The organism is Streptomyces sp. URMC 129, assembly GCF_051386415.1.
GTDB lineage: Bacteria > Actinomycetota > Actinomycetes > Streptomycetales > Streptomycetaceae > Streptomyces.
On record NZ_JBPQTQ010000034.1, the window covers coordinates 1 to 24,521 of the forward strand.

Genomic DNA, 24,521 nt, shown 5'->3' on the forward strand with positions numbered 1-24,521 from the left:
GTCCAGCTCCTCGAAGACGAAGGCGTCGAGAAATTCGAGACCGCCTGGAACGGCCTCCTCGAATCCACCCAGGCCGAGCTGGAGCGTCTGGCCGGCGGAGAGGGCTGAGAGACCGGTGAGCGGCAGCTCGAAGTCCAGCAATCCCCTGCGCGGTCCGCAGGACCGGCGGCTCCCGCGCATCGCGGGGCCGTCGGGCCTGGTCATCTTCGGGGTGACCGGGGACCTGTCCCGCAAGAAGCTGATGCCCGCTGTCTACGACCTCGCCAACCGGGGGCTGCTGCCGCCGGGTTTCTCGCTGGTGGGCTTCGCCCGCCGGGACTGGGCGGACGAGGACTTCTGCGCGGTGGTCCACGACTCCGTCAAGCAGTACGCGCGCACCCCGTTCCGCGAGGAGGTGTGGCGCCAGCTTGCCGAGGGGATGCGCTTCGTCCCCGGCGTCTTCGACGACGACCAGGCGTTCACGACGCTGCGCACCACCATGGAGGAGCTGGACAAGCAGCGCGGCACGGGGGGCAACTTCGCGTTCTACCTCTCGGTGCCGCCGAAGTTCTTCCCCACGGTGGTGCGGCAGCTCAAGAAGCACGGGCTGTCGCAGGGCCAGGGCGACAGCTGGCGGCGGGCGGTGATCGAGAAGCCGTTCGGGCACGACCTGTCCTCCGCCCAGGAGCTGAACCGGGTCGTGCACGACGTCTTCCCCGCCCACGAGGTCTTCCGGATCGACCACTACCTGGGCAAGGAGACCGTCCAGAACATCCTGGCGCTCCGCTTCGCCAACACGATGTTCGAGCCGATCTGGAACCGGTCGTACGTCGACCACGTGCAGATCACGATGGCCGAGGACATCGGCATCGGCGGCCGGGCCGGGTACTACGACGGCATCGGCTCGGCCCGCGACGTCATACAGAACCACCTCCTGCAGTTGCTGGCGCTCACGGCGATGGAGGAGCCGTCGTCGTTCGACGCGGACGCCCTGGTCACCGAGAAGCTGAAGGTGCTGAAGGCGGTCAAGCTCCCCGCCGACCTCGGCCGGCACACCGTGCGCGGGCAGTACACGGCGGGCTGGCAGGGCGGCGAGAAGGTGCGCGGCTACCTGGACGAGGAGGGCATCGACCCGGCGTCGGTGACCGACACGTTCGCGGCGATGCGGCTGGAGATCGACAACCGCCGCTGGGCGGGCGTGCCGTTCTACCTGCGCACCGGCAAGCGGCTCGGGCGGCGGGTCACGGAGATCGCGGTCGTCTTCCAGCGCGCGCCGTACTCGCCGTTCGACGCGACCGACACCCAGGAGCTGGGCCACAACGCGCTGGTCATCCGCGTCCAGCCGGACGAGGGCGTCACCGTGCGCTTCGGCTCCAAGGTGCCGGGCACCCAGATGGAGATCAGGGACGTGACGATGGACTTCGCGTACGGCGAGTCGTTCACGGAGTCCAGCCCGGAGGCGTACGAGCGGCTGCTGCTCGACGTGCTGCTGGGCGACGCGAACCTGTTCCCGAGGCACCAGGAGGTCGAGCGGTCCTGGGAGATCCTCGACCCGGTCGAGGAGTTCTGGGCCAAGCACGGCAAGCCCGAGCCGTACACGGCCGGCACGTGGGGTCCCAGGGCGGCGGATGACATGCTCGCGCGCGACGGACGGAGCTGGCGGCGGCCATGAAGATCGACCTGACGGACACCACATCCAGCCAGATCAACGCGGGCCTGATCCAGGCGCGCCGCGCGGTCGGCTCGGCGATCGGCATGGTGCTGACCCTGGTCATCGTGACCGACGAGGGACATCACTACGACGCGCTGAAGGCCGCCAGCGAGGCGTCCAGGGAACACCCGTGCCGGATCCTCGTGGTCATCAAGCGCCCGGGCCGCTCGCCGCGCGAGCGGTCCACCGCCCGGCTCGACGCCGAGGTGCGGGTCGGCGGCGAGGTCGGCAACGGCGAGACCGTGCTGCTGCGGCTGCACGGCGAGCTGGCGGCGCACGCGTACAGCGTGGTGCTGCCGCTGCTGCTGCCCGACGCGCCGGTGGTCGTGTGGTGGCCCGAGGAGGCCCCCGGCGATCCGGCCGAGGACCTGCTCGGCACGCTGGCGCAGCGGCGGATCACGGACGCGGCGGCGACCGAGGACCCGGTGGCCGCCCTGGGCATGCGGGCCGAGGTGTACGCGCCGGGCGACACGGACCTGGCGTGGACCCGCCTCACGCCGTGGCGCAGCGTGCTGGCGGCGGCGCTGGACCAGAAGCAGGCGGAGATCTCCTCGGCGCGGGTGGAGGGTGAGGAGTACAACCCGAGCACGGAGCTGCTCGCGCTGTGGCTCGCCGAGCGGCTCGGCGTGCCCGTCGAGCGGGACGTCTCGCCGGGCCCGGGGATCACCGCCGTGCGGCTGACCACCGAGGACGGCACGATCGCGCTGGACCGGCCGGACGGCGCGCTGGCCACGCTGTCGGTGCCGGGCCAGCCGGACCGGCACGTGGCACTGCACCGGCGGGCGACGGCCGAGCTGATCGCGGAGGAGCTGCGCCGGCTGGACCCGGACGAGGCGTACGCGCAGGCCGTCCGGTACGGCGTGGGCAGGCTGGGCACGCCCGGGCAGGAGCCCGGGGCCGACGCGGCGTCGCCACCCGCCCCGGGGGCCGCGGAGGCCGCGGAGGCCACGGGCAAGAAGGCGGCGAAGAAGCCGGCCGCGAAGCCCGCCGCGAAGCCGGCCTCATGAGCGGTCGGCAGGTCGTCGTCCACCCGGACCAGGACGTGATGGCGCGGGCCACGGCCGCCCGGCTGATCACGGCGATCGTGGACGCCCAGGCGGCGCGCGGCGCGGCCTCGGTGGTGCTGACCGGCGGGCGGAACGGGAACGGCCTGCTGGCCGCGCTCGCCGCCTCCCCGGCCCGGGACACCGTGGACTGGGCGCGTCTCCACCTGTGGTGGGGCGACGAGCGCTTCCTCCCGGCCGGGGACCCGGACCGCAACCACACGCAGGCCCGCGCGGCCCTGCTGGACGCGGTCCCCCTCGACCCGGCACGGGTCCACCCGGTGCCGCCGTCGGACGCCGCCGCCTCCCCGGAGGCGGCGGCCGAGGCGTACGCCGCCGAACTCGCGGCGGCGGACGGCCCGTTCGACGTGCTGTTGCTGGGCGTCGGCCCGGACACGCACGTGGGGTCGCTGTTCCCCGGCCACCCGGCGCTGAAGGTGACGGACCGCACCGTGGTGGCGGTCCACGACGCGCCCAAGCCGCCGCCGGTCCGGGTCAGCCTCACCCTGCCGGCGATCTGCTCGGCGCGCGAGGTGTGGCTGCTGGCGGCGGGCGAGGACAAGGCGGAGGCGGTGGCCGCCGCCCTGTCCGGCGCCGACACGTCGGCCCCGGCCGCGAGCGTCTCCGGCACGGAGCGCACCCTGTGGCTCCTGGACCGCACGGCGGCACCACCCACCGCCTGACGCCTGACGCGCCGCCTGCCGGATCAACGGCCGCGCAGCTCGCGGTACTTCGCTACGAGACCGGCGGTGGAGGGGTCGAGGCCCGGGACCTCGGCCCCCTCCGTCAGCGCGGGCTCCACCCGCTTGGCGAGGACCTTGCCCAGCTCGACTCCCCACTGGTCGAAGGAGTCGATGTCCCACACGGCGCCCTGCACGAAGACCTTGTGCTCGTACAGCGCGACCAGCTGCCCCAGCACGGACGGGGTCAGCTCGTCCGCCAGGATGGTGGTGGTCGGCCGGTTCCCCGGGAACGTCTTGTGCGGCACCAGCTCCTCCGGAGCGCCCTCCGCCCGCACCTCGTCCGCCGTCTTCCCGAAGGCGAGCGCCTGCCCCTGCGCGAAGAGGTTCGCCATCAACAGGTCGTGCTGCGCCTTCAGCCCGTCCGCCAGCTCCTCCACCGGCCGGGCAAACCCGATGAGGTCCGCCGGAATGAGCTTCGTCCCCTGGTGCAGCAACTGGTAGTACGCGTGCTGCCCGTTGGTCCCCGGCGTGCCCCACACCACCGGCCCGGTCTGCCAGGCGACGGGCCGCCCCTCGCGGTCCACGTACTTGCCGTTGGACTCCATGTCGAGCTGCTGCAAGTAGGCGGTGAAGCGCGACAGATAGTGGCTGTAGGGCAGGACGGCGTGCGCCTGCGCGTCGAAGAAGGCCCCGTACCAGATGCCGAGCAGCCCGAGCAGCACGGGCGCGTTCTCCTCGAACGGCGCGGTGCGGAAGTGCTCGTCGACCAGCCGGAACCCGTCCAGCATCTCCCGGAACCGCTCGGGCCCGATGGCGACCATCAGCGACAGCCCGATGGCCGAGTCGTACGAGTATCGGCCGCCGACCCAGTCCCAGAACTCGAACATGTTGGCGGTGTCGATGCCGAACTCGCCCACCTTCGCGGCGTTGGTCGACACGGCGACGAAGTGCCGGGCGACGGCGGCCTCGTCCCCGCCGAGCCCGTCGAGGAGCCAGCGTCGCGCCGAGGTGGCGTTGGTGATGGTCTCGATGGTGGTGAAGGTCTTCGACGCCACGATGAACAGCGTCTCGGCCGGGTCCAGGTCCCGCACGGCCTCGTGGAGGTCGGCGCCGTCCACGTTGGAGACGAACCGGAAGCCCAGCTCCCGCGCGGTGAACGGCCGCAGCACCTCGTACGCCATGGCGGGCCCCAGATCCGAGCCGCCGATGCCGATGTTGACGACGGTCCTGATCCGCTTCCCGGTGTGCCCGGTCCACTCCCCCGACCGCACCCGGTCCGCGAACGCCGCCATCCGGTCCAGCACGGCGTGCACGGCCGGCACGACGTTCTCACCGTCCACCTCGACCACGGCGTCGCGCGGCGCCCGCAGCGCGGTGTGCAGCACGGCCCGCCCCTCGGTCACGTTGATCTTCTCGCCCCGGAACATGGCGTCCCGCAGCCCGGCCACCCCGGTGGCGTCCGCCAGCTCCCGCAGCAGCCGCAGCGTCTCGTCCGTGACGAGCTGCTTGGAATAGTCGATGAAGAGATTCCCGACCCGCACCCCGTACCGCCCGGCCCGCCCGGGATCCCGCTCGAACAACTCCCGCAGCCGCACCTCCCCGAGCACTTCCCGGTGCTTCGCCAGCGCACTCCACTCCGGCATCCGATCAAGCCTGGCCCGACCAGCAGCGTTCATTCAGTCCTCAGCCCATCATCCGCGTCACTGTGTCCCCGCCGCCCCCCAACGCTAGTCGATCCCCCCACCGGGGCGATCCGGCACCACCGAACTGCCACCAGGTGACACCGCGCGTCGGTGCACGTGAGCAGGCACCCGTCATCCGAGCGACGGGCCGACACCCTCGTTCTCACCGCGCCGGATACCTTCCCGCGCCCCGACCCGCGCATCGCGAGTCCCTACTCCCGGGACCAGTTCCCAGCGATCCAGACGTACCCCTCAGCCGAACCGCTCGTTCCAGTACCTCCGTCAGCCCCTCCACCTGCTCGGTACGGCCCGGATGAGAAAGAAGAATGCCGGGAAGGTCCTCGATGATTTGTCTGACCTGCAGCAGATCGAACATGGTATCCCCATATTCAGCGACCCACCGCCTTGCTCCTCTCTCGATGCCACCACGCCTGTGGTTCTGGTCCTCCAGGGCACCCCCTTGCGGCCCGGATTCCGCATCGCGGGAGGTCAAATCATTGAAAACAGGCATACGACATTCTCGCCCCAAGACGACCTCTCCCAGCGGGCACACAGATCCGCCGAAGAGATATTCCGCCACATGGAGAAAAGCATTGGACAAAGATCAATTCATCAAGGCATGAGGGATGTCAGCCAGTGCCAGTCACCAGGTTTCTCACGCAAGTAACTCACGCCTTGCTCGACACACGCGGCAAGGCTCGAAGCATCAACTCGAATGAATTCTCCCTCCCCTACGCCGGGGCCCGACATCACGATTGTCCACGGCTCGGTTCCATCGGATACTCGTTCGTGGTCGATCTTGAGGATGACGGTGATCCCCTGGGCCGCCAATGCACTCATGATCGCTTCGACGTTCTCCAAGACCTTCTCCTTCAGTAGCCCCGCAAAGCAGATGAGATGTCATCGACAGTGCGCAACTCCCCTCGCGCCACAGCACCGATGACGCTTCTCAGCTCGCTCGAACTTGGACCGCTCAGTACATTATTGCGCTCCATCAATTCTTCGACGACGGCTTGAGCAGTTCGCTTGTTCCCGTTGTCGAACATGTGGCCGCCAGCCACGTCCCGAATAATGACAGCCGACCTGTCCCAAAAACCGTCATACCGACTGGCATTCGCCAAGGTATTCGCCGGAGACCCGTGCATGACGGTAAGGCCGCCATAGGATCGATTTATGTCCGTTATCTCTTCCGCTGTCACACCGTGCCTGAAGCCACCAGTAAGGCAGTTGTTGTTGTGAACGAGGAGAGGCGTGTCGCCAGCCAGCACATAGTACGTGTGCGGGCCTTCCACCGTGAGGTTGTGGACCAGGGCCCGGGTGGTGTGGTGGTGCACGGCCGTGACGTGGACTCGGGTGCCGGTGGTATCCAGGAGCCAGGTGCCGGGGCGGAGGTCGTCGGCCGTGGTCCAGGTTTGTGAGTCCGGTGTCCAGTAGGGGTGGGCGTCCGTCGAGGTGATAGTGGCGGATTCGCCGTCAGGCGTGGTGACGGTGAGGGTGGTGAGATCCTTCCGGCCCTCGTTCCACAACTCCGCGGTGACCGTTCTGGCTTCCGTTTCCCCGCTCTCCGGGTCGGTCGCCAGGATCTCGTCACCGATCTCGACGTCCTCGATCGGCTTGTACGTCCCGTTCGCCATCAGGACCTCGGTCCCCGGCAGGAAGCTGTTGCGGCAAGCGGACGGAGTATGGCGGGCGTCCCCCGCCGCCTCGTCGCCGCGGCGCAGGAACTCGTCAGCCTTGTCCCACAGTTTGTCCAACTTCCCGAACTTCAAGGGCGTGAACTCCAGATAGTTGAGAAGGCAATCCCAGCTGAAGTCGAGCCCGGACAGGCACGCTCCCGTCGCCTCGATATCAGGAAGCAGCAGGTCCCGGGCGAGTCTCGCGCTGTCCTCCACGAACTCAATGCCCCGGCCGATGCCTTCCTCGACGAAGTCCGTGACCCCCCACGGGTCGTCGTCCGGCACTCCAGGGATGTCGAAGCCGATCCCCTGGACATGGCCCCCGCCGCCCGTGCCGGCGACCGCCGGAACGGCGGAGGACGCCGGCATGGGCGATCCCTTGCCGGAGGCGCTCGATCCGCCGCGGGAGCCGCCGCGGCCGTGCTTGCTGCCGCCCTTCGTGCCGCCTCCGGTGGCCTTGCCCGGCTTGGGCCAGATCCGCGGGATGTACATCAGGCCGGTGGGGTCCGCGTAGGTGACCGGGTTGTTGGCGGCGTACGTGTAGCCGTGGATCTGCTGCGGGTCGGTCAGGTCCATCACCGGGTCGAGGGAGACGAACCGCCCGAGGGCCGGGTCGTACTCGCGCGCTCCCAGATGCGTCAGGCCCGTCGTCGTGTCCGTCGTGCCGCCGACGAAGCCGCGGGTGCCGGGCCAGGACGTCGGCTCGTCGCCGCGGAGGCCGCCGAAGGGCAGCGTGCGGCGCTGGGTGACGGCGGACGTGGCGGCGTCGACGCCGATCTGGCCGGTTCCGTGGTGGTCGGCCAGGGTGAAGGAGACCGAGCCGTCGTTCTTCCGGACGGCCGTGTGGCCGCCGCCCAGGTCGATGTAGCGGGTCGCCTCGACGGTGGACGACCCGGCGCGCAGGACGAGTTCGGTGTGCCCGAGGTAGACGGTCGTCTCGGTCGGGGTCCGCCCGATCAGCCGCCCGCCGTCGGCGTCGTAGAGGTACTCGGTCGTGGCGCCGTCGGCCTCCTCCACCGCCGCCAGGTGCCCCTCAGCGTCCCAGGTCAGCGTCTGGGTGTCGCCGCCGGTCTGGCGGGTGCGCGTGTTGCCGGTGGCGTCGTAGGTGTACTCCTCCAGCGACTGGATGCCGGGCGCGTTCTCCGTGACCGACGTCAGGGTGTGCGCCCGCGCGGTCCCCGGGTCGGGGTAGTCGTAGGTGCGCGAGGTGTCCTGCTCGTGCAGGGTCTCGGTCAGGCGGTTGCCCACCGCGTCATAGGTGTACGAGTGCCAGTACGGCGCCGGGCCGCCCATGGCGGCGGCCGACGGCGTGCTCGCGCAGCCCTCGGCCCCCTGCGCCCACGCCTCCGTCATGCGGCGCAAGTAGTCGTACTGGAAGCACTGCACATCCGTGCCGGTCCGGGACAGGTCCGCGATGGAGCGGACGTTGCCCGCCTCGTCGTACGTGTACGACTCGCCCCGGTCCCAGCCGGGCTGGTTCTCGCGCCGGATCTGCGTGGTGGCCAGCCGCTGGGTGCCCCACTCATAGGTGTTGGCCACCGTCACATCGCCGCCGCCGCGGTCGGACATGACGTACTGGAGCGGCTTGCCGGTCGGGCTGTACCCGACGTTGACGAGCAGGCCGGGATCGCCCAGGCCGTCGATCAGGGTGGGCCGGAGCGTGTCCGGCTCGTACCCGTACGCGTAGCTGTAACCGGCCTGGCCGCCCGCCGCGTTGAAGGCGACGCTGCGGACGGTCCCGGACAGGTCCCACTGGGTCTGCGTGGTGTAGGTGCCGGCGAGCGCCCCTTCCGCCGCGGGGATCACCGTCTGGGTGCGCGCGGGCCGGTAGAGGGAGTCGTAGTCGGTGACTTCCTGCGTGTAGGCCGCGCCGCCCTCGTGGCGGATGGACTTGGCGAGTTCGCCCTCCGCCCCGGCGACGGTGTCCCACACCCATTCGGCGCGCAACGGACCGGTCGCGGTGCCCTCCCGTAGCTGGGTCTGGCGCCCGAGACCGTCGTAGAGGTAGGCCAGCGTGATGTCACGGGCGTTGGTGCGGGTGGTCAGCAGGCCCCGGTCGTCGTACGTGCTGACGGTCCGCCCGGCGTCGGGGTCGGTCGTCGCGGTGTTCCGGCCGAGCTGGTCGTAGGTGTACGTCCACCTGTTCCCGGCCGGGTCGGTCACCTCGGCAAGCTGACCGGCCGGGGTGTAGCGGTAGCGCGTGGCGTCGTACGCGGCGGTCGCCGACCGGCTGTGGTGCTGGCGCAGTTCCGCGACCTGGCCGCGGGCGTCGACCAGCGTGGTGGTGGCGGTGGCGCCCTCGGGCGGGATCACCGTGGTGCGGTCGCCCCGGTAGGTGGTCGTGGTGGTGGACAGCACGTCTCCGCCGTCGGTGCTGCCCGCCATGACCCGGGACTCGGTCTCGCGGCCCAGCGCGTCGTAGGTGTGACGGGTCTGGGTCTCCACCTTGTCGACCTCGACCGGCACGAAGATCGTCTGACTCGGCGCGCCGGACGTGTGGTAGGCGGCGTTGGTTCTGGCGACCAGGCCGCGTTCGTCGTACAGGACGTCCGTCAGCAGGCGGGTGCCGCCCGGCCCCGGTGTCTGGGTCTGCCGTTCCCGCAGAAAGCCGTCGAGCAGTCCGTAGGAGATGATCTGGGTGCCGTCGAAGTCCAGCACCCGGGTGCCGACGGCGACCGGCTGGCCGTCGCTGATCTGGTAGGTGAACTGGTAGTTCGGGAGCTGAGTCGTCTGGCGGTTGGGAAGCCAGATCTTGGTGGCGCGGCCCAGCGCGTCGTACTGGGTCACCGTGCGCAGGTTGTTGGTGTCCGTGATGTCGGTCGGCAGGCCGCGCAGCGGGTCGAGCTTGGTGACGGTGACCTGTGCGGAGGTCGCCACGGACGGATTGGCCCGGGGAGACGTCTCGGTCACCTGCGTCGCGAAGCCCGTCGTCGGGCTGTACGCGGTGGTCGTGGTGCGGCCGTCGGAGCGGGCGGTCCGGGTGAGTGTGCCCCCGGTGACCGTCACGTTCGCGGTCAGGTCGGTGGCGGTCAGCGCGCGGCCGTAGACGTCGTACGTGGCGCCGCTCTCCAGGTAGGTCGCGGTGGTGCCGTTGTGGTCCTTCAGCACGGCGGTCGCGGTGACGTTCCCCGCGGTGGGTGCCTGGCCGTACGAGCCGCCGTCGTAGGCGAAACGCTCGTCCGCGATGACGTCCGTGTCCCGGTCCGGGGTGGCGCCGCAGGCCACGGCGACGGTCTCGGTCCTGCTGGGCAGGGTCAGCAGGTTGGCGCCGGAGTTCGTGGCGTAGGTGGTGCGTACGCACCGGTCATCCGCCGTGGTGGCGGTGTCCGCGAGTTCGTTGGTCTCCGTCAGGCGTCCGGCGACGGTGTCGTAGGTGTGGTCGACGCGGGTGGTGCGCCACTGGCCGCCCGCGCCGCCGTCCAGCGAGGTCCACGCGGTGATCCGGGCCTCGCCGGTGAAGTCGGAGGTGATCGTGCCCCAGTCGCGGACACTGCGCGCCGTCTCGTGGTGCCACGGCCGGGTCACCGACTTCTCCAGCACCGGGCCGCCGACCCCGTCGTAGGTCACCGTCCGGTAGGCGAAGCCCTGCGTCGCGGGATGGTCGGTGATGGGGTCGCCCTCCCCGGCGGGCAGGGTGACGGACACGTCCTTGGTGCCCCCGGACTCGTTGAGCCGGTCGCCGTCCATGCCGCGCAGGAAGAACGTGTCCTCCTGGCTGATCATGCCGTCCGTGCCCTGACCGCCGGTCTGTACCCGCACCTGGCCGTAGCCGCGCCACTGCGACCACGTCTTCTCGTCGTCGGGGACGAGCCCGTTGTCGTCGTCGAAGTGCCAGGCGGCGCCCCCGGGATACTGGTACCGCCGCACCTGGTCGGGTGACCCGCCGGTGCGGTCGGTCGCGGTCACGGACGTCACCACGTACTTGTTGAACCACTCCAGATCGGGGGCGATGTCCCCGCCGCCGCCGATGTACTGCGGGAAGCAGCGGGTGGTGTTGGTCTCCGGCACCGGCAGGTTCCCGGCGTCGCACGCTTCGCCGGAGTACTCGACGTCGATCTGCCCGCCGAACTCGTCCGTCACCGTGGCCAGCCGCTCCTTGACGAACGGGGCGTAACCGTCGCCGACCGCGTCCAGCCGGTTGGCCCGCTGCTCGTAGGTGAACGAGACCCTGGGCAGCGTGATCGGGGACGTCGTGCCCTGGCCGGTGCGCTGGACCGTGTCCAGCAGGAGCTGGTAGTCGACGTCCGCCGTGCCCCAGCGGTGTGTCAGGGCCCAGGAGTCGACGGGCGCGTAGGAGCCGGAGCGCAGCACCTGGGCGCTGACGCCGGTGAGCCGGTACCGGGTCCAGAAGGTGGGCGAGTACCGTCCGGTGTCGCAGTCCTCGGACGCGCCGCAGTTGAGGTCCCACGGAGTGTCGTACCAGTGTGTCTCATTGGCGTCGATGGCGGACTCCGAGCAGTCCACCCCGATCTGCGGCAGGCACCGGGTGCTGCCGGTGAAGTCCACCTTGGCGAGGGCCGGGGTGGCGTAGACCGTGTCGGACCGCAGGCCGTACTCGATCCGGTCCAGCGTGCCGCCCCGGATGTAGGAGGCGTTGTCGGTCTTGTCGAGGAACCGGCCGTAGGTGTTGGTCTCGGTGTCGTAGTAGTACGCGATGGCGTTGCCGCGCACGTCCACCACGTAGTCGAGGTTCCAGCGCCACGCCTGGGTACAGGAGGAAGCGGCCGTCGTGGACGCGTGGCAGGGCTCGCCCGCGTCGTTGCCGTAGACCGGCACGGTCCACGTCGAGTCGGTGGTCTCCTTGCCGGAGGCCCAGCCGGGCAGCCGGTGATAGCCGAAGTAGTACCGCGTGCCGTCCGGAGTGGTCAGCTCCCAGTACTCGTTGTTGTTGTCGCCGTTGGCCCGCGCGCTGTCCGTCAGATGCCGGATACGGGTGCCGTCGTCCTGCTGGAACTTCCACAGGTCGCCGCCGGCCGGGACCAGTTCACCACCGTGGCCGTTGAACGAGATGAACGCGTTGTCGTACTCCCAGCACAGGTCCCCCACCGTGTTGCCGTCGGCGTTCTCCACGCCCTCCTCGGCACACGACTGGTACGTCCGCTCGATGTAGCCGGGCCACAGGTCGAACCCGTCACCCACCCACGACGCCTGGTTGTTGGTCCCGCCGGTCTGGCCGTCGATGGCTCCCGAGGAGTAGGACAGTCCGACGGTCGGCATCAGCCCGCCGGGCACGGCCGGCACCGGCATCTCGTAGGACCACTGGAAGTCACCGGTGTTCAGGCCGACGTCCCAGGTGGAGGAGGGCGAGAGCTCGGTCGCGGTGTAGTCGCTCTCGACGCCCTGCTCGTCGGCCACGGCGGCCAGCACCACCGGGTCGTCGCCGCCCAGCCGCAGGCCACTGGCCGTCAGGGTCTCCCGCTCGGTGTCGTTCCGGGAGGTCACCGGAGTGGCTTCGCGACACCCGGGCTCGTCCGGCGTCCGGAGCACGCAGGCCGGCAGCGCGTAGAAGGTCAGGCGCGATCCATAGCCGCCGCCGTACGCACCGGCGAAGTCGCCGTACGCCAGCTCCACGTCCACGCCACCGGGCCGCCCGCGCGATCCGTCCCGCCGCTCGACGGTCAGCAGCACCCCCTCGACACCCGCCGCCGCGCTCGCGTCCTGGTCCAGGACCCGCACCTCGGCCGTGGCGCCCGCCGGTTCCTCGGCGGCCAGCCGCACGGGCAGTTCGCCGGATCGCGCGGACTCGGCGGTGGCCGCCTCTTCGGAGAGCCGCACGGAGCCTGTGCCGGCCTCCGGCCAGGCGGCGCGCGGGTCCTCCCGCGGGATGCGGGGAGTCTCCTCCTCCGGCCGCGGCTCGACCGGTATCCCGTCCCGGCCGCCGACCGGCTCCTCGGAGGAGAGGTGACTCCCGAAGTCGTCGCTGTCGCTGTCCGCGGCGATCGCGGACGGCAGCGACAGGGCCTGCAGCAGCGAGGCCACCATCATGAGCGAGAGCCACCACGCGACTCTTCGCCGCGTCACCGTGCGCGCTCGGCGCAGCCGGACCGTGCCGTTCATCCGTCACTCATCCTTCGTCGAGAACGTCGGCCGGGCCTCGCGGCGGACCGGCGGTACGGAGCGCCTGTCAGGGCACCTCGGTCGGGGCGTCGGGAGTGCCCGCCGCCAGGTTCGCGATCTGTCCGGGCGAGAGGGTGCCCTGGAAGGTCCACAGGTCGTCGACAGCACCGGGCCAGTACTCGCCCCAGGCACCGCCGGAACGAGTGCGCCCCGCCTGGAGGGAGTTCCCCGCGCGGAACGTCAGGACGTTTTCGGCCGTGGAGCCGGGCTCGCAGGCGGTGTCGCCCTCGTCGGTGCAGACGCTCCCGGCCAGCCGGCCGTTGACGTAGAGCTGGGCCTCGCGCCGGAACCCGTCGTGGACCAGCGCGACATGGTTCCAGTCACGGACATCGGGCGCCTGGCCGTGGTGGACCCGGGTGACGGTCGCCGTCGTGGAGTCAGCACTGGGCAGGGCGAGTTGCCACGCGCCCCAGCCGGGCACCTCCGGATCGGGCACGAAACGCGCGGAGAAGGCGCTCTGTGTCGTGCCCGCCGCGCTGACCAGGGTCACCGCGCCGTCCGGGGCAGCCGCCGCCTGGGCCCACGCCGCGACGGTGAAGCTGGCCGTCGTGTCCACGGGCACACGGGGCGTGGCGGCGTAGTCGTCCACCCCGTCCAGCGTCAGGGCACCGCTGTCGACCCAGCCGGGCCCGATCACGGGACCGCCGCCGAGCCGGAGCGCATTGGCCGCCGCGGACGAGTCCGGCGTCACCACCCCGCCGTCGCCACTCGGGCCCGTGGTCTCGAACTGCCACCGCGAGGCCAGCACCGGCCGCTGTTCGAAGAGCTGCCGCACCTCGCTGGCGGTGACGGTCCGGTCGAAGAACCGGACGTCGTCCAGCGTGCCCTCCATCTGGTTGTAGAGACCGGCGGAGTTCCGCGCCGACCCGAGCAGGACGGGCCCGGTCGCGTTCCAGCGCGGGGTGAACGAGGCCGTGCCCTCCAGATCGCCGTTGATGTAGAGCCGCATCGTCTGGGCGTCGCCGTCGTATACGCCGACCACATGGGTCCATGTCCCCAGGCCCGCCGCCGGGCAGTTGGGGGTGGTGGCGGAACACGGATTCTGGTTGACGCGCACGTGGGAGGCGTCCGCGGTGTCGGCGGTGGATCGCAGGAACGACCACCCCACGCCGTCTGCCCGGTGATAGAGCGCGAAGCCGTGTTGTTGCGCGCCCAGTTGGTCCGCCGCCACCATGACGCGGTTTTCCTTGTCGGCCGGGAGCTTCGCCCACAGCGAGACGGTGAACGACTGGTAGGTGTCGAGCACCGGCTGCGTGGTGGCCGCGTGGCCGGTCGAGCCGTCGAAGGAGACACCCCGGCCCTGGAGTCCGGCCTGTCCCGCCTGCGCCGCGCCGTGCAACTGGGCCTGCGTCGGCTGGCTGTGGCCCACGACGGACACCGCGCCGGCGGGCTCGTCCATGGACCAGATCGCCTTGGCGGGGCGGCTTGTCTGCGTGATGGGCTGGTGGGCGTGGAGCTGACCGACCTGCGCGGCGCTGAGCCCGTAGTCGTAGAACTGCACCTCGTCGAGACGGCCGTTGAAGAAGCTGTACGGATGCGTCCCGGTCAGCCTCGCGCCGAGCGTCGTGGCGCCTCGCGCCTCCCAGGGGGCGACGCTGACCGGCGAGGAGTCCACCAGCCGGCCGTCCACATAGAGGAGCAGTTCTTGCGTCACGTTGTTGAAGACGGCGACCACATGGGTCCACTGGCCCAGTGCGGGTGGTGTGTCCTGACGCGCGAACCAGCCGGTCGTCGGCGACGCGTCCGCGCTGGAGCGCTTGAAGCTCCAGCCGTCCTCGGGGTCGGCGGTGATCAGGAATGCCCAGGTGTTCATCCCGTTCGCGGAGACGGCGGTCCTCTCGCCCGTCAGCCCCGACTCCGGGAGGCGGGCCCACAGCGAGACGGAGTAGCTCTTGGACGTGTCCAGGACCGGCGTCGCCATCGAGGCGTAGCCGCTCGCCCCGCCGAGTTCCAGCGCCTCGCCCCGTATCCCCGCCGCACCGGCCGCCACATCCCCGGAGAGGGCGGCTTCCCACGGCTCACCCTGGCCGGTGACAGCCGTGGCCCCGCTCTCCTCGTCCAACCCCCACACCATGCGCTCGGGTTCCCCGGCGCGCACCGAGAACAGGTAGGTGCGCTCCTCCGATCCGTTGCCGGCACCGTCGAAGGACCGGACGATGATGCGGTTGACGCCGGCGGTCTCCGGGAGGACCTGCACGGTCCTGGCCGCGCCGCTGCTGGTGGTCACGGCCGTGGTCGGGGTCGTCGTCCCCGTCGGCGCCATGACGCGGAACTCGTAACGGACGACGTCCGTCTCGGCCGCGTCGAAGGTGAAGCTGCCGTACTTGCCGACGCCGTCGTGCCAGGGGTCGTTGGGGTCCGCGGTATTGGGCTCCGGGTACTGCGGTGACGTCACCGCGGGGGCCTTGGGCTTGGTGGCGTCATAGACGAAGGCGCAGCGCTCGGGCGTGCCGGTGGAGGACCATGCCCCGTACTGCGCGCCGTCGTACGCGCGGGCCGCCCACTCGATGCGGCGGTTCTGCGGGATGTTCGACGGCAGTGTCACGGAGTAGGTGGACCCGGACGCCTTGGCGGTGGTCGTCGTGGACCAGCGGATGATGTTGCCCTGGCCGTCGCCGGTGTCCCAGCGCGCGGCGAACTCCACGCTCACCCGGTCGCCGTCCGGGTCGGTGACGTTGACGGCGTAGAGCTTGCCGCGGGTGGCGACCATGGCCGGGCTGGAGGGCGGCTTGCAGGTGCCGCCGTACTCCATGCTGAGCTGGGACGTCCTGATCTGCGCGGGCGGCCGGTTGTACTCCACGCGCAGGTGGGCGTCGTCGGAGAACCGCTTCCACGTCAGCGGGTCGCCCTCGCTGGTGGCCCGCATGCCGAAGGTCAGCGTCGACCAGCGGCCGTCGGCGGCCTGCTGGACGGCGGAGGTGACGTCGAACTCGGCGTCCTGGGCGGCGCAGCCGTCCCAGCCGTGGGCGAACGACCGGGTGTCCAGGTGGTCGACCCAGAAGCCGGAGGCGTTCTGGCTGTCCCAGGTGGTGCTGGAGCTGATGCCCCGGGTACGCCACAACTGCACCTCTCGGGCGGTGCAGGAGGCGGAGTGCACGTTGGGCACGACGAACTCGGCGGACAGGATGTCGGTGTCCGCGAAGCGTGAGGTGGGGACGCGGTAGAACAGCCGCTTGAGGTCCTTCGGCATGCAGCCGTCCCAGCCGCAGTAGCCGAGACCCGCGTTGTTCTCGCCGTTGAACAGCCACTGCGGGGAGTCGTGCCAGTACCGCGAGGCCATCGTCCAGGCGGAGGCGCGTGGGCTGTACCACTGCGGGTCGATGTAGACGGGGTAGGTGGTGTCCTCGCCGTGCAGGATCTCCTGGTCGGGGGTGAGGACGAGGTGGTCGTCCGTCACCTCGACGTCCACGCGGCCCTGCCGCGCCGATTCACCGGCTCCGGGCTCGCCGGCCTGCTCGTCCGTCGTCCCGGAGTCGGCGGTGGCCGCCGCCGTGCGGGCGGCGGTTTCCTCCCCGGTGCTGGAGTCCCACATCAGCGGGGCCGGCGCCTCGAAGACCGCCGTGCCGGCGCCGTCGTCGATCGCCTCCAGACCACCGTCGGCGGCGACCCGGGTGCTCATGCCCTCGGCCTCCAGCCGCAGCGACAGCTCGGCCAGTTCGGGACTGGCGGCGGCCTCCGCGCTGTGGACAACAAGGAGTTGGGTGAAGCCGTCCGCCTCGGCACCCAGCCGGAGGTCGGCACCGGGGAGCACGTTCTCGTAGACGGCGAGCGATCCGTCCAGGCGCGGCTCGGGCAGGGCGCCCGGCCAGTACAGCTCAAGGGTCCGGCCCGCGCGCGTCATCCGCGCCATCGGCTGCTGGTCGCCGCCACCGGAGAAGGCCAGGTCGACGGTCGCCACGGCCGGGGCGACCATGCCGCCCTCGGCCGGGACGAGATCCGTGTCGACGTCCCGCCACGCGCCGTCCACGCGGGCGCGGACCGGGCGCAGGTACTCGCGGGCCTCCAGGGTGCCCTCGGGGGTGGCGTGGACGTCGCTGCTCTCGCCGCGCAGCGACAGCACTTCGACCGGCTCCCCGGTCCGCGCGGCCTCCGCCAGCGCCTCCTCCTCCGACGCGGCCCCGGCGTCGGGGGCGGCCGGCGCGGCGGGCTCCTCGGTGGTGTGCGCCGGCCGGCCGGCGGCATGGTCCGCGCCGCGCGAAGGCTGCGCCGTGCCCAGCAGGCCCGCCGCCAGCACCAGTCCCAGACCGGCGCGCAGCAGCAGCCCGTGTGTCCTTGCCCCCATGCCCGCCCCTCCCCCGTGCCCACATGGACTTCACGTGGCACACGCAGATCCAGAGGAACGGTAGAGACCACTCGCACACCCGTCCACACCGCCAAAACGGGCATACGCCGACGTACACGGCCCGCGTGGCGAGAAATCGCGCACAGGCCACAGCGGCCACGGCCCCGGCAGCGGGGCGGCACCGGCGCGGCAGCGGCCCGGCGGCCCGGGCGGAAAGTGGCCGGAAAACGCCGGTGCCCGGCGCCGCTCGGGAGAGCGGGCCGGGCACCGGGACGGCGGAGGCGCGTCAGATCTCGCCGCGGAGCTTCGCCAGGGCCTCGGCGAGGATCGCCTCGCCGTCGGCGTCGCTGCGGCGCTCGCGGACGTACGCGAGATGTGTCTTGTACGGCTCGGTGCGCGGCGGCGCCGGCGGGGCATCGCGCTCCGTGCCCGCCGGGAAGCCGCAGCGCGGACAGTCCCACGTGTCCGGGATCTGTGCGTCGCTGGCGAAGCTGGGCTGCGTCTCGTGCCCGTTCGCGCACCAGAAGGAGACCCTCAGCCGAGGCGCCGACTCCCCGCGTTCGGCCTCACCCATGGGCCCCGCCCCGACCCGGCTGCCCCGGATCGCGTTGCCACCTGCCACGGTCGTTACTCCCTGCCTGATGTCCTGCGAAGTCCTCAGTCTATGCAAGGCACAACGCACGTCCAGTGCTACGAGTTACTGACTTAGGACTTCATGAGCAGACCGAGCACCACGACGATCGAGGCCCAGATGAGTCCCACGACCACCGTGATCCGGTCCAGGTTCCGCTCGGCGACCGACGAGCCGCCGACCGAGGACTGCATGCCCCCGCCGAACATGTCGGAGAGGCCGCCGCCCTTGCCCTTGTGCATCAGCACGAGCAGTCCCAACAGGAAGCTGAAGACGATCAGGGCGATCTGGAACGCCGTTTCCACGACTGGACCAACTCTCTCGACGACGGACGAACGATGAACGGACGATGGACCGGGGGCCGGACGCGCGAGGTCCGGCCCCCGACAGGGTACAACCCGCGCGGCGGACCGCGCCGGTCATGGATCACTGATCACTGATCGCGGAAGCGCACGATCTTGACGAACTCCTCGGCGTCCAGCGACGCGCCGCCCACCAGGGCGCCGTCCACGTCGGGCTGGGCCATGATCGCCGCGACGTTCCCGGACTTGACCGAGCCGCCGTACTGGATGCGGACCTTGTCGGCCAGCTCCCCGTCGTACAGCTCCGCCAGCCGCGCCCGGATCGCCGCGCAGACCTCCTGGGCGTCCTCGGGGGTCGCGACCTCGCCGGTGCCGATGGCCCACACCGGCTCGTAGGCGATGACGATCGTGGCGGCCTGCTCGGCCGGGACGTCCTTCAGGCCGCCGTCGAGCTGGGCCAGGGTGTGCGCGACGTGGGTGCCCGCCTTGCGGATCTCCAGCGGCTCCCCGATGCACAGGATCGGGGTGAGCCCGTGCCGGTAGGCCGCCTTGACCTTGGCGTTGCAGATCTCCTCGTTCTCGCCGTGGTACTGCCGGCGCTCGGAGTGACCGACCACCGCGTAGGTGCAGTTGAGCTTGGCGAGCATCGGCCCGGACACCTCGCCGGTGTACGCGCCGGAGTCGTGCGCGGAGATGTCCTGCGCGCCGTACTTGATCTTCAGCTTGTCCCCGTCCACCAGGGTCTGCACGGAGCGCAGATCGGTGAACGGCGGGAGCACGGCCACCTCGACCTCGTCGAAGTCCTTGTCCGACAGGCCGAAGGCCAGCTTCTGGACGTGGGCGATGGCCTCCAGGTGGTTGAGGTGCATCTTCCAGTTGCCCGCCATGAGCGGGATGCGCGACGCCATGGTCGTCAGTCCTCCAATGCCGCGAGGCCGGGGAGCGTCTTGCCCTCGAGGTATTCGAGGCTCGCCCCGCCGCCGGTCGAGATGTGGCCGAAAGCGTCCTCATCGAAGCCGAGGATGCGCACCGCCGCGGCGGAGTCGCCGCCGCCGACGACGGTGAATGCCGGGCTGTCGAGCAGCGCCTGCGCCACGGCACGGGTGCCCTCGGCGAAGTCGGGGTGCTCGAAGACGCCCATCGGGCCGTTCCAGAAAACGGTGGCCGCGTCGGCCAGCTTCGCCGCGTACAGCTCGCGGGTCGCCGGGCCGATGTCGAGGCCCTGCAGGCCGGCCGGGATGGCGTCGGCGCTCAGCACCACCGGGTCGGCGGGGGCCTTGGTCTTCAGGTCGGGGAAGTCCTTGGCCGCGATGACGTCCACCGGGAGCACGAACTCCACGCCGCGCTCCTCGGCCCGCCGCAGGTACTCGGCCACGGCCGGGACCTGGTCCGCCTGGAGCAGCGAGTCCCCGACCTCCAGGCCCTGGGCCTTGAGGAAGGTGTACGCCATGCCGCCGCCGATGAGGATGCGGTCGGCCTTCTCCAGCAGGTGGTCGATCACGCCGAGCTTGTCGGAGACCTTGGCGCCGCCGAGGACGACGGCGTAGGGACGGCTGACGTTCTCGGTGAGCTGCTTCAGCACGCCGACCTCGGTGGCGATCAGGCCGCCCGCCGCGTGCGGGAGCCGGGCCGGGAGGTCGTAGACGGAGGCGTGCTTGCGGTGCACGGCGCCGAAGCCGTCCCCGACGTAGAGGTCGGCCAGCCCGGCGAGCCGGTCCGCGAACGCGCCGCGCTCGGCGTCGTCCTTGCTGGTCTCGCCCGCGTTGAACCGCAGGTTCTCCAGCAGCGCCACCTCGCCGTCGGCCAGGCCGGCGACGGTGTCCCGGGCGCTGTCCCCGACGGTGTCGGCGGCGAACGCCACGCTCCGGCCCAGCAGCTCGCCGAGGCGCGCGGCGACGGGGGCGAGGGAGAACTGCGGGTCGGGGGCGCCCTTGGGGCGGCCCAGGTGCGAGGCGACGATCACCCGGGCACCCGCCCCGGCGAGCTTCTCGATGGTCGGGACGGCGGCGCGGATGCGGCCGTCGTCGGTGATGGTCCCGTCGGCGAGCGGGACGTTGAGGTCGGCGCGGACGAAGACCCGCTGTCCGGCGACCTGGAGGTCGTCGATCGTCTTCATGGTTGTGTGGACTCCTAGAGACTCTCTGCCGCACTTGCCTGCCGTATGGCGCAAGGGCCCGCAGCGCGCGGTGAAGATCGCGCCCTGCGAGCCCTGCGGTGGCGAACGGTCAGAGCCGCTCGCCGACGTACACGGTGAGGTCGACGAGACGGTTGGAGTAGCCCCACTCGTTGTCGTACCAGCCGACGATCTTGACCTGCTTGCCCTGCGCCATGGTCAGCGAGGAGTCGAAGGTGCAGGAGGCCGGCCAGTTGACGATGTCCGAGGAGACGATCTCGTCCTCGGTGTACTCCAGGATGCCCTTGAGCTGGGTCTCCGCCGCGGTCTTGAAGGCGGCGTTGACCTCTTCCTTGGTGACCTCGCGGTCCAGCTCCACGACCAGGTCGGTGACCGAGCCGGTGGGGACCGGGACGCGCATGGCGATGCCGTCGAGCTTGCCCTTGAGCTGCGGGAGCACCAGGGCGGTCGCCTTGGCGGCACCGGTGGTGGTCGGGATGATGTTCAGCGCGGCGGCGCGGGCGCGGCGCAGGTCCTTGTGCGGGAAGTCCAGGATGCGCTGGTCGTTGGTGTAGGCGTGGACGGTCGTCATCAGGCCCTTGACGATCCCGAAGCCCTCGTCGAGCACCTTGGCCATCGGCGCCACACAGTTGGTGGTGCAGGAGGCGTTGGAGATGACGTCGTGGGCGGCCGGGTCGTACTTGTCCTGGTTGACGCCCATCACGACCGTGATGTCCTCGTTCTTCGCGGGCGCGGAGATCAGGACCTTCTTCGCGCCGGCGGCGAGGTGCTTGGCGGCGTCGTCACGCTTGGTGAAGATGCCGGTGGACTCGATGACGATGTCGGCGCCGAGCTCGCCCCAGGGAAGCGCGGCCGGGTCGCGCTCGGCCAGCGTCTTGAAGGTCTGGTTGCCGACCGTGATGGTGTCCTCGGTGTGGGTGACCTCTGCCTTGAGGCGGCCGAGGATGCTGTCGTACTTCAGCAGATGCACCAGGGTGGCGTTGTCGGTCAGGTCGTTCACTCCGACGATCTGGACATCCGCTCCCTGTTCAAGGAGCGCGCGGAAGTAGTTGCGACCGATACGGCCAAAGCCGTTGATTCCTACGCGGATCGTCACGAACCGATCTCCTCGTTGGTACGCCGGTGAAACGATCACCGGCGATGCTGTATTGGGATGTCCCCGACCGCTTCCGACCCTACCGCGCCCCGGTTTCGCGGCTGACATTGGCCATGCGTGTTCGGGCCTGGATACACGGGCCGGGCGGATCCCGCCGGCCGCTCGGTGGCGGCCGGATCAGCCGACCATCTCCTCGGTGAGGCTGGCTTCGGTGCCCGGAATGCCCAGATCCTGCGCCCGCTTGTCGGCCATGGCCAGCAGGCGGCGGATGCGGCCGGCGACGGCGTCCTTGGTGAGCGGCGGGTCGGCCAGCGCGCCCAGCTCCTCCAGCGAGGCCTGCTTGTGCTCCATGCGCAGCCGCCCGGCGGCGGCCAGGTGCTCGGGCACCTCGTCGCCCAGGATCTCCAGGGCGCGCTGCACGCGGGCCCCGGCGGCGACGGCGGCGCGGGCGGAACGGCGGAGGTTGGCGTCGTCGAAGTTGGCCAGGCGGTTGGCCGTGGCCCGCACCTCGCGGCGCATCCGGCGCTCCTCCCAGGCCAGGACGGAGTCGTGGGCGCCGAGCCGGGTGAGGAGGGCGCCGATGGCGTCGCCGTCGCGGACGACGACCCGGTCCACACTGCGGACCTCGCGGGCCTTGGCGGCGATCTGGAGGCGGCGGGCCGCGCCGACCAGGGCGAGGGCGGCCTCGGGCCCGGGGCAGGTGACCTCCAGCGAGGAGGAGCGGCCGGGCTCGGTGAGGGAGCCGTGGGCGAGGAACGCGCCGCGCCAGGCCGCCTCCGCGTCGCACGTCGCCCCGGAGACCACCTGCGGGGGCAGGCCGCGGATGGGCCGGCCGCGGCCGTCGACCAGGCCGGTCTGCCGGGCGAGCTGGTCGCCGCCGGCCACCACGCGCACCACGTAACGGCTGCCGCGGCGCAGCCCGCCGGGGGCCATCACCACGAGATCCGAGGAGTGCCCGAAGATCTCCAGGATGTCCCGGCGCAGCCGCCGCGCGGCGATCCCGGTGTCCAGCTCGGCTTCGATCACGATCCGCCCGCTGACCAGGTGCAGGCCGCCCGCGAAGCGCAGGATGGACGACACCTCCGACTTGCGGCAGCAGGTGCGGGTGACGGGAAGCCGGGAGATCTCGTCCTTCACCGCAGCCGTCATCGCCATGGGCCGATCCTTCCATGCATCCGAAAAATACGGTCGTACGCGGCGGCCAGCAGCTCCGGGTCGTGCCGGGCGGAACGGTCCGGCGCCGCCACCGGCGCCAGCTCGACCCCGGCTCCCAGCCGCTGCGCCGCGCGGCGCAGGCTCTCTTCGTCCGGCACGGCGGCGCGGTCCGCCAGCACCACGTCGAAGGCGAGTTTAGGGGCGTGTTGTACCAAAACCTCCACATGACGCTGCGGGGAGAACCCATCAGTTTCGCCGGGCTGGGGGGCGAGGTTGAGGGCGAGCACCCGGCGTGCCTTGGTGTCGGTCAGGGCCTGGAGGAGGTCGGGCACCAGCAGGTGCGGGATGACGGAGGAGAACCAGGATCCGGGCCCGAGGATCACCCAATCGGCGTCCAGGACGGCCTGCACGGCCTCCGGCACGGCGGGCGGATCGTGCGGGACGAGCACGACCCGGCGCACCTCGCCCGGGGTGAGGGCGACGGCGGCCTGGCCGCGCACGCGGCTCAGCTCCTCCGGGCGCGCCGGGTCGTGGCCGTGGACCAGGGCCTCCAGCTCCAGCGGCACGGCCGACATCGGCAGGACGCGGCCGTGCGCGCCGAGCAGCTTGCCCATGAGGTCCAGTGCCCGCACGTGGTCGCCCAGCTGCTCCCAGAGGGCCACCAGCAGCAGATTCCCCACGGCGTGGTCGTGCAGGGCGCCGCCGCTCTTGAAGCGGTGCTGGACGACCTCGGACCAGGTGCGGCCCCACTCGTCGTCGCCGCACAGGGCGGCCAGCGCCTTGCGCAGGTCGCCGGGGGGCAGCACGCCCAGCTCGGACCGGAGCCGCCCGCTGGAGCCGCCGTCGTCGGCCACGGTGACGACGGCGGTGAGGTCGCCGGTGATCCGTCGCAGCGCGGTGAGCGAGGCGGACAGCCCCATGCCGCCGCCGAGGGCGACCACCTTGGGCTGGGCGCCGCGCCGCCCGCCGCGCGGCGGCCTGACCGCCCGGCGGGCGCGGCTCTCGCTCTCCGCTGTCCGGCGCTGCCGGAGACCCTTTCGCGGCATTCCTACTCGCGTCCCATGTCGCGGTGCACGACGACCGTTTCGACGCCCTCGGCCGAGAGGCGGCGGGCGAGCTTCTCCGACATGGCGACGCTGCGGTGCTTGCCGCCGGTGCAGCCGACGGCGATGGTCACGTAGCGCTTGCCCTCGCGCCGGTACCCGGCGGCGACGAGCTGGAGCAGCTCGGTGTACCGGTCGAGGAACTCCTTGGCGCCGGGCTGGTTGAACACATACCCGGCGACCTCCTCGCTGGTGCCGGTGTAGGGGCGCAGCTCGGGGACCCAGTGCGGGTTGGGCAGGAACCGGCAGTCGACCACGTGGTCGGCGTCAACCGGGAGGCCGTATTTGTACCCGAAGGACATCACCGTGGCCCGCAGGCCCGGCTCGTCGCCACTGGTGAACTGGGCGTCCATCTTGGCGCGCAGCTCGTGCACGTTGAGGTTGGAGGTGTCGATCACCAGGTCGGCGTCGCCGCGCAGCTCGCGCAGCAGGTCGCGCTCGGCGGCGATGCCGTCCACGATGCGCCCGTCGCCCTGGAGGGGGTGCGGGCGGCGCACCGATTCGAAGCGCTGGACCAGCGCGTTGTCCGACGCCTCCAGGAAGACGACGCGCCGGGTGACGCCCTTGGTGTCCAGGTCGGTCAGGGATTGGCGCAGGTTGTCGAAGAAGCCGCGGCCCCTGACGTCGACGACGACGGCGATGCGGGCCACGTTGCCCTGGGAGCGGGCGCCGAGGTCGACCATGGTGGGGATCAGGGCCGGTGGCAGGTTGTCCACCACGAACCAGCCGAGATCCTCCAGACACTTGGCCGCCGTGCTGCGGCCGGCGCCGGACATGCCGGAGATGATGACCAGCTCCGGGTTGGTCAGCGCTTCCTCCCCGGCCGCCGCGGTCGGGTCGTCGTCGCCGCTGATGTGTTCGCTCATGATGCAGTCCCCCCGTATGCCTCTCGGGTCGTGCCGTGGGTGTCGATGGTGTCCGTGGTGT

15 protein-coding genes are annotated in these 24,521 nt (G+C 71.2%); 3 read left to right on the plus strand and 12 right to left on the minus strand.

The window, feature by feature from the left end:
* Positions 1-115 precede the first annotated feature (115 nt).
* Genes zwf through pgl form a run of 3 tightly spaced genes read left to right on the plus strand, consistent with a single transcriptional unit; the run spans position 116 to position 3,416 of the window.
* Positions 116-1,651: a glucose-6-phosphate dehydrogenase gene (gene zwf / locus ACSNOC_RS09890; protein ID WP_436746935.1), complete on the plus strand. Its 1,536-nt coding sequence runs from the start codon at positions 116-118 to the stop codon at positions 1,649-1,651.
* Positions 1,648-2,697: a glucose-6-phosphate dehydrogenase assembly protein OpcA gene (opcA, locus tag ACSNOC_RS09895; RefSeq protein ID WP_436746936.1), complete on the plus strand. Its 1,050-nt coding sequence runs from the start codon at positions 1,648-1,650 to the stop codon at positions 2,695-2,697. The genes zwf and opcA overlap by 4 nt, the downstream gene beginning before the upstream one ends.
* Entirely contained in the window at positions 2,694-3,416 is a 723-nt protein-coding gene (gene pgl, locus ACSNOC_RS09900; RefSeq protein WP_436746937.1) for a 6-phosphogluconolactonase, read from the plus strand. Before opcA ends, pgl begins: the two co-directional genes overlap by 4 nt.
* A gap of 23 nt (positions 3,417-3,439) precedes the next feature.
* Here pgl and pgi read toward each other — a convergent pair whose 3' ends face one another.
* From pgi to rapZ, 12 genes are all read right to left on the minus strand, one after another.
* A complete protein-coding gene (gene pgi, locus ACSNOC_RS09905) occupies positions 3,440-5,092 on the minus strand; it encodes a glucose-6-phosphate isomerase (RefSeq protein WP_436746938.1) in 1,653 nt (550 codons plus the stop codon).
* A gap of 618 nt (positions 5,093-5,710) precedes the next feature.
* Positions 5,711-5,959: a hypothetical protein gene (locus tag ACSNOC_RS09910; RefSeq protein WP_436746939.1), complete on the minus strand. Its 249-nt coding sequence runs from the start codon at positions 5,957-5,959 to the stop codon at positions 5,711-5,713.
* An 11-nt stretch (positions 5,960-5,970) separates the two neighbouring features.
* A complete protein-coding gene (locus ACSNOC_RS09915; protein ID WP_436746940.1) occupies positions 5,971-12,831 on the minus strand; it encodes a polymorphic toxin-type HINT domain-containing protein in 6,861 nt (2,286 codons plus the stop codon).
* 67 nt (positions 12,832-12,898) lie between these two features.
* The gene (locus ACSNOC_RS09920; protein WP_436746941.1) at positions 12,899-17,173 is read right to left on the minus strand and encodes a LamG-like jellyroll fold domain-containing protein; all 4,275 of its coding nucleotides are present in this window, start codon (positions 17,171-17,173) and stop codon (positions 12,899-12,901) included.
* Positions 17,174-17,459: 286 nt separating this feature from the next.
* Positions 17,460-17,795 carry an RNA polymerase-binding protein RbpA gene (locus ACSNOC_RS09925; protein ID WP_079032138.1) on the minus strand — a complete coding sequence of 112 codons (336 nt, stop codon included), beginning with the start codon at positions 17,793-17,795 and terminating at the stop codon, positions 17,460-17,462.
* An 83-nt stretch (positions 17,796-17,878) separates the two neighbouring features.
* Positions 17,879-18,109, minus strand: a complete 231-nt coding sequence (secG, locus tag ACSNOC_RS09930; RefSeq protein ID WP_436746942.1) for a preprotein translocase subunit SecG — start codon at positions 18,107-18,109, stop codon at positions 17,879-17,881.
* Between the two features lie 128 nt (positions 18,110-18,237).
* On the minus strand, positions 18,238-19,014 hold the full coding sequence (tpiA, locus tag ACSNOC_RS09935) for a triose-phosphate isomerase (protein ID WP_436746943.1): 777 nt from the start codon (positions 19,012-19,014) through the stop codon (positions 18,238-18,240).
* Between the two features lie 5 nt (positions 19,015-19,019).
* Positions 19,020-20,222, minus strand: a complete 1,203-nt coding sequence (locus ACSNOC_RS09940; RefSeq protein ID WP_436746944.1) for a phosphoglycerate kinase — start codon at positions 20,220-20,222, stop codon at positions 19,020-19,022.
* A gap of 109 nt (positions 20,223-20,331) precedes the next feature.
* A complete protein-coding gene (gene gap / locus ACSNOC_RS09945) occupies positions 20,332-21,336 on the minus strand; it encodes a type I glyceraldehyde-3-phosphate dehydrogenase (RefSeq protein WP_436746945.1) in 1,005 nt (334 codons plus the stop codon).
* Between the two features lie 177 nt (positions 21,337-21,513).
* Entirely contained in the window at positions 21,514-22,491 is a 978-nt protein-coding gene (gene whiA / locus ACSNOC_RS09950; protein ID WP_436746946.1) for a DNA-binding protein WhiA, read from the minus strand.
* Entirely contained in the window at positions 22,482-23,537 is a 1,056-nt protein-coding gene (locus tag ACSNOC_RS09955) for a gluconeogenesis factor YvcK family protein (protein WP_436746947.1), read from the minus strand. The genes whiA and ACSNOC_RS09955 overlap by 10 nt, the downstream gene beginning before the upstream one ends.
* Before the next feature lie 2 nt (positions 23,538-23,539).
* Complete coding sequence (rapZ, locus tag ACSNOC_RS09960; protein WP_436746948.1) at positions 23,540-24,460, minus strand: RNase adapter RapZ; 921 nt, start codon at positions 24,458-24,460, stop codon at positions 23,540-23,542.
* Positions 24,461-24,521: the final 61 nt, after the last annotated feature.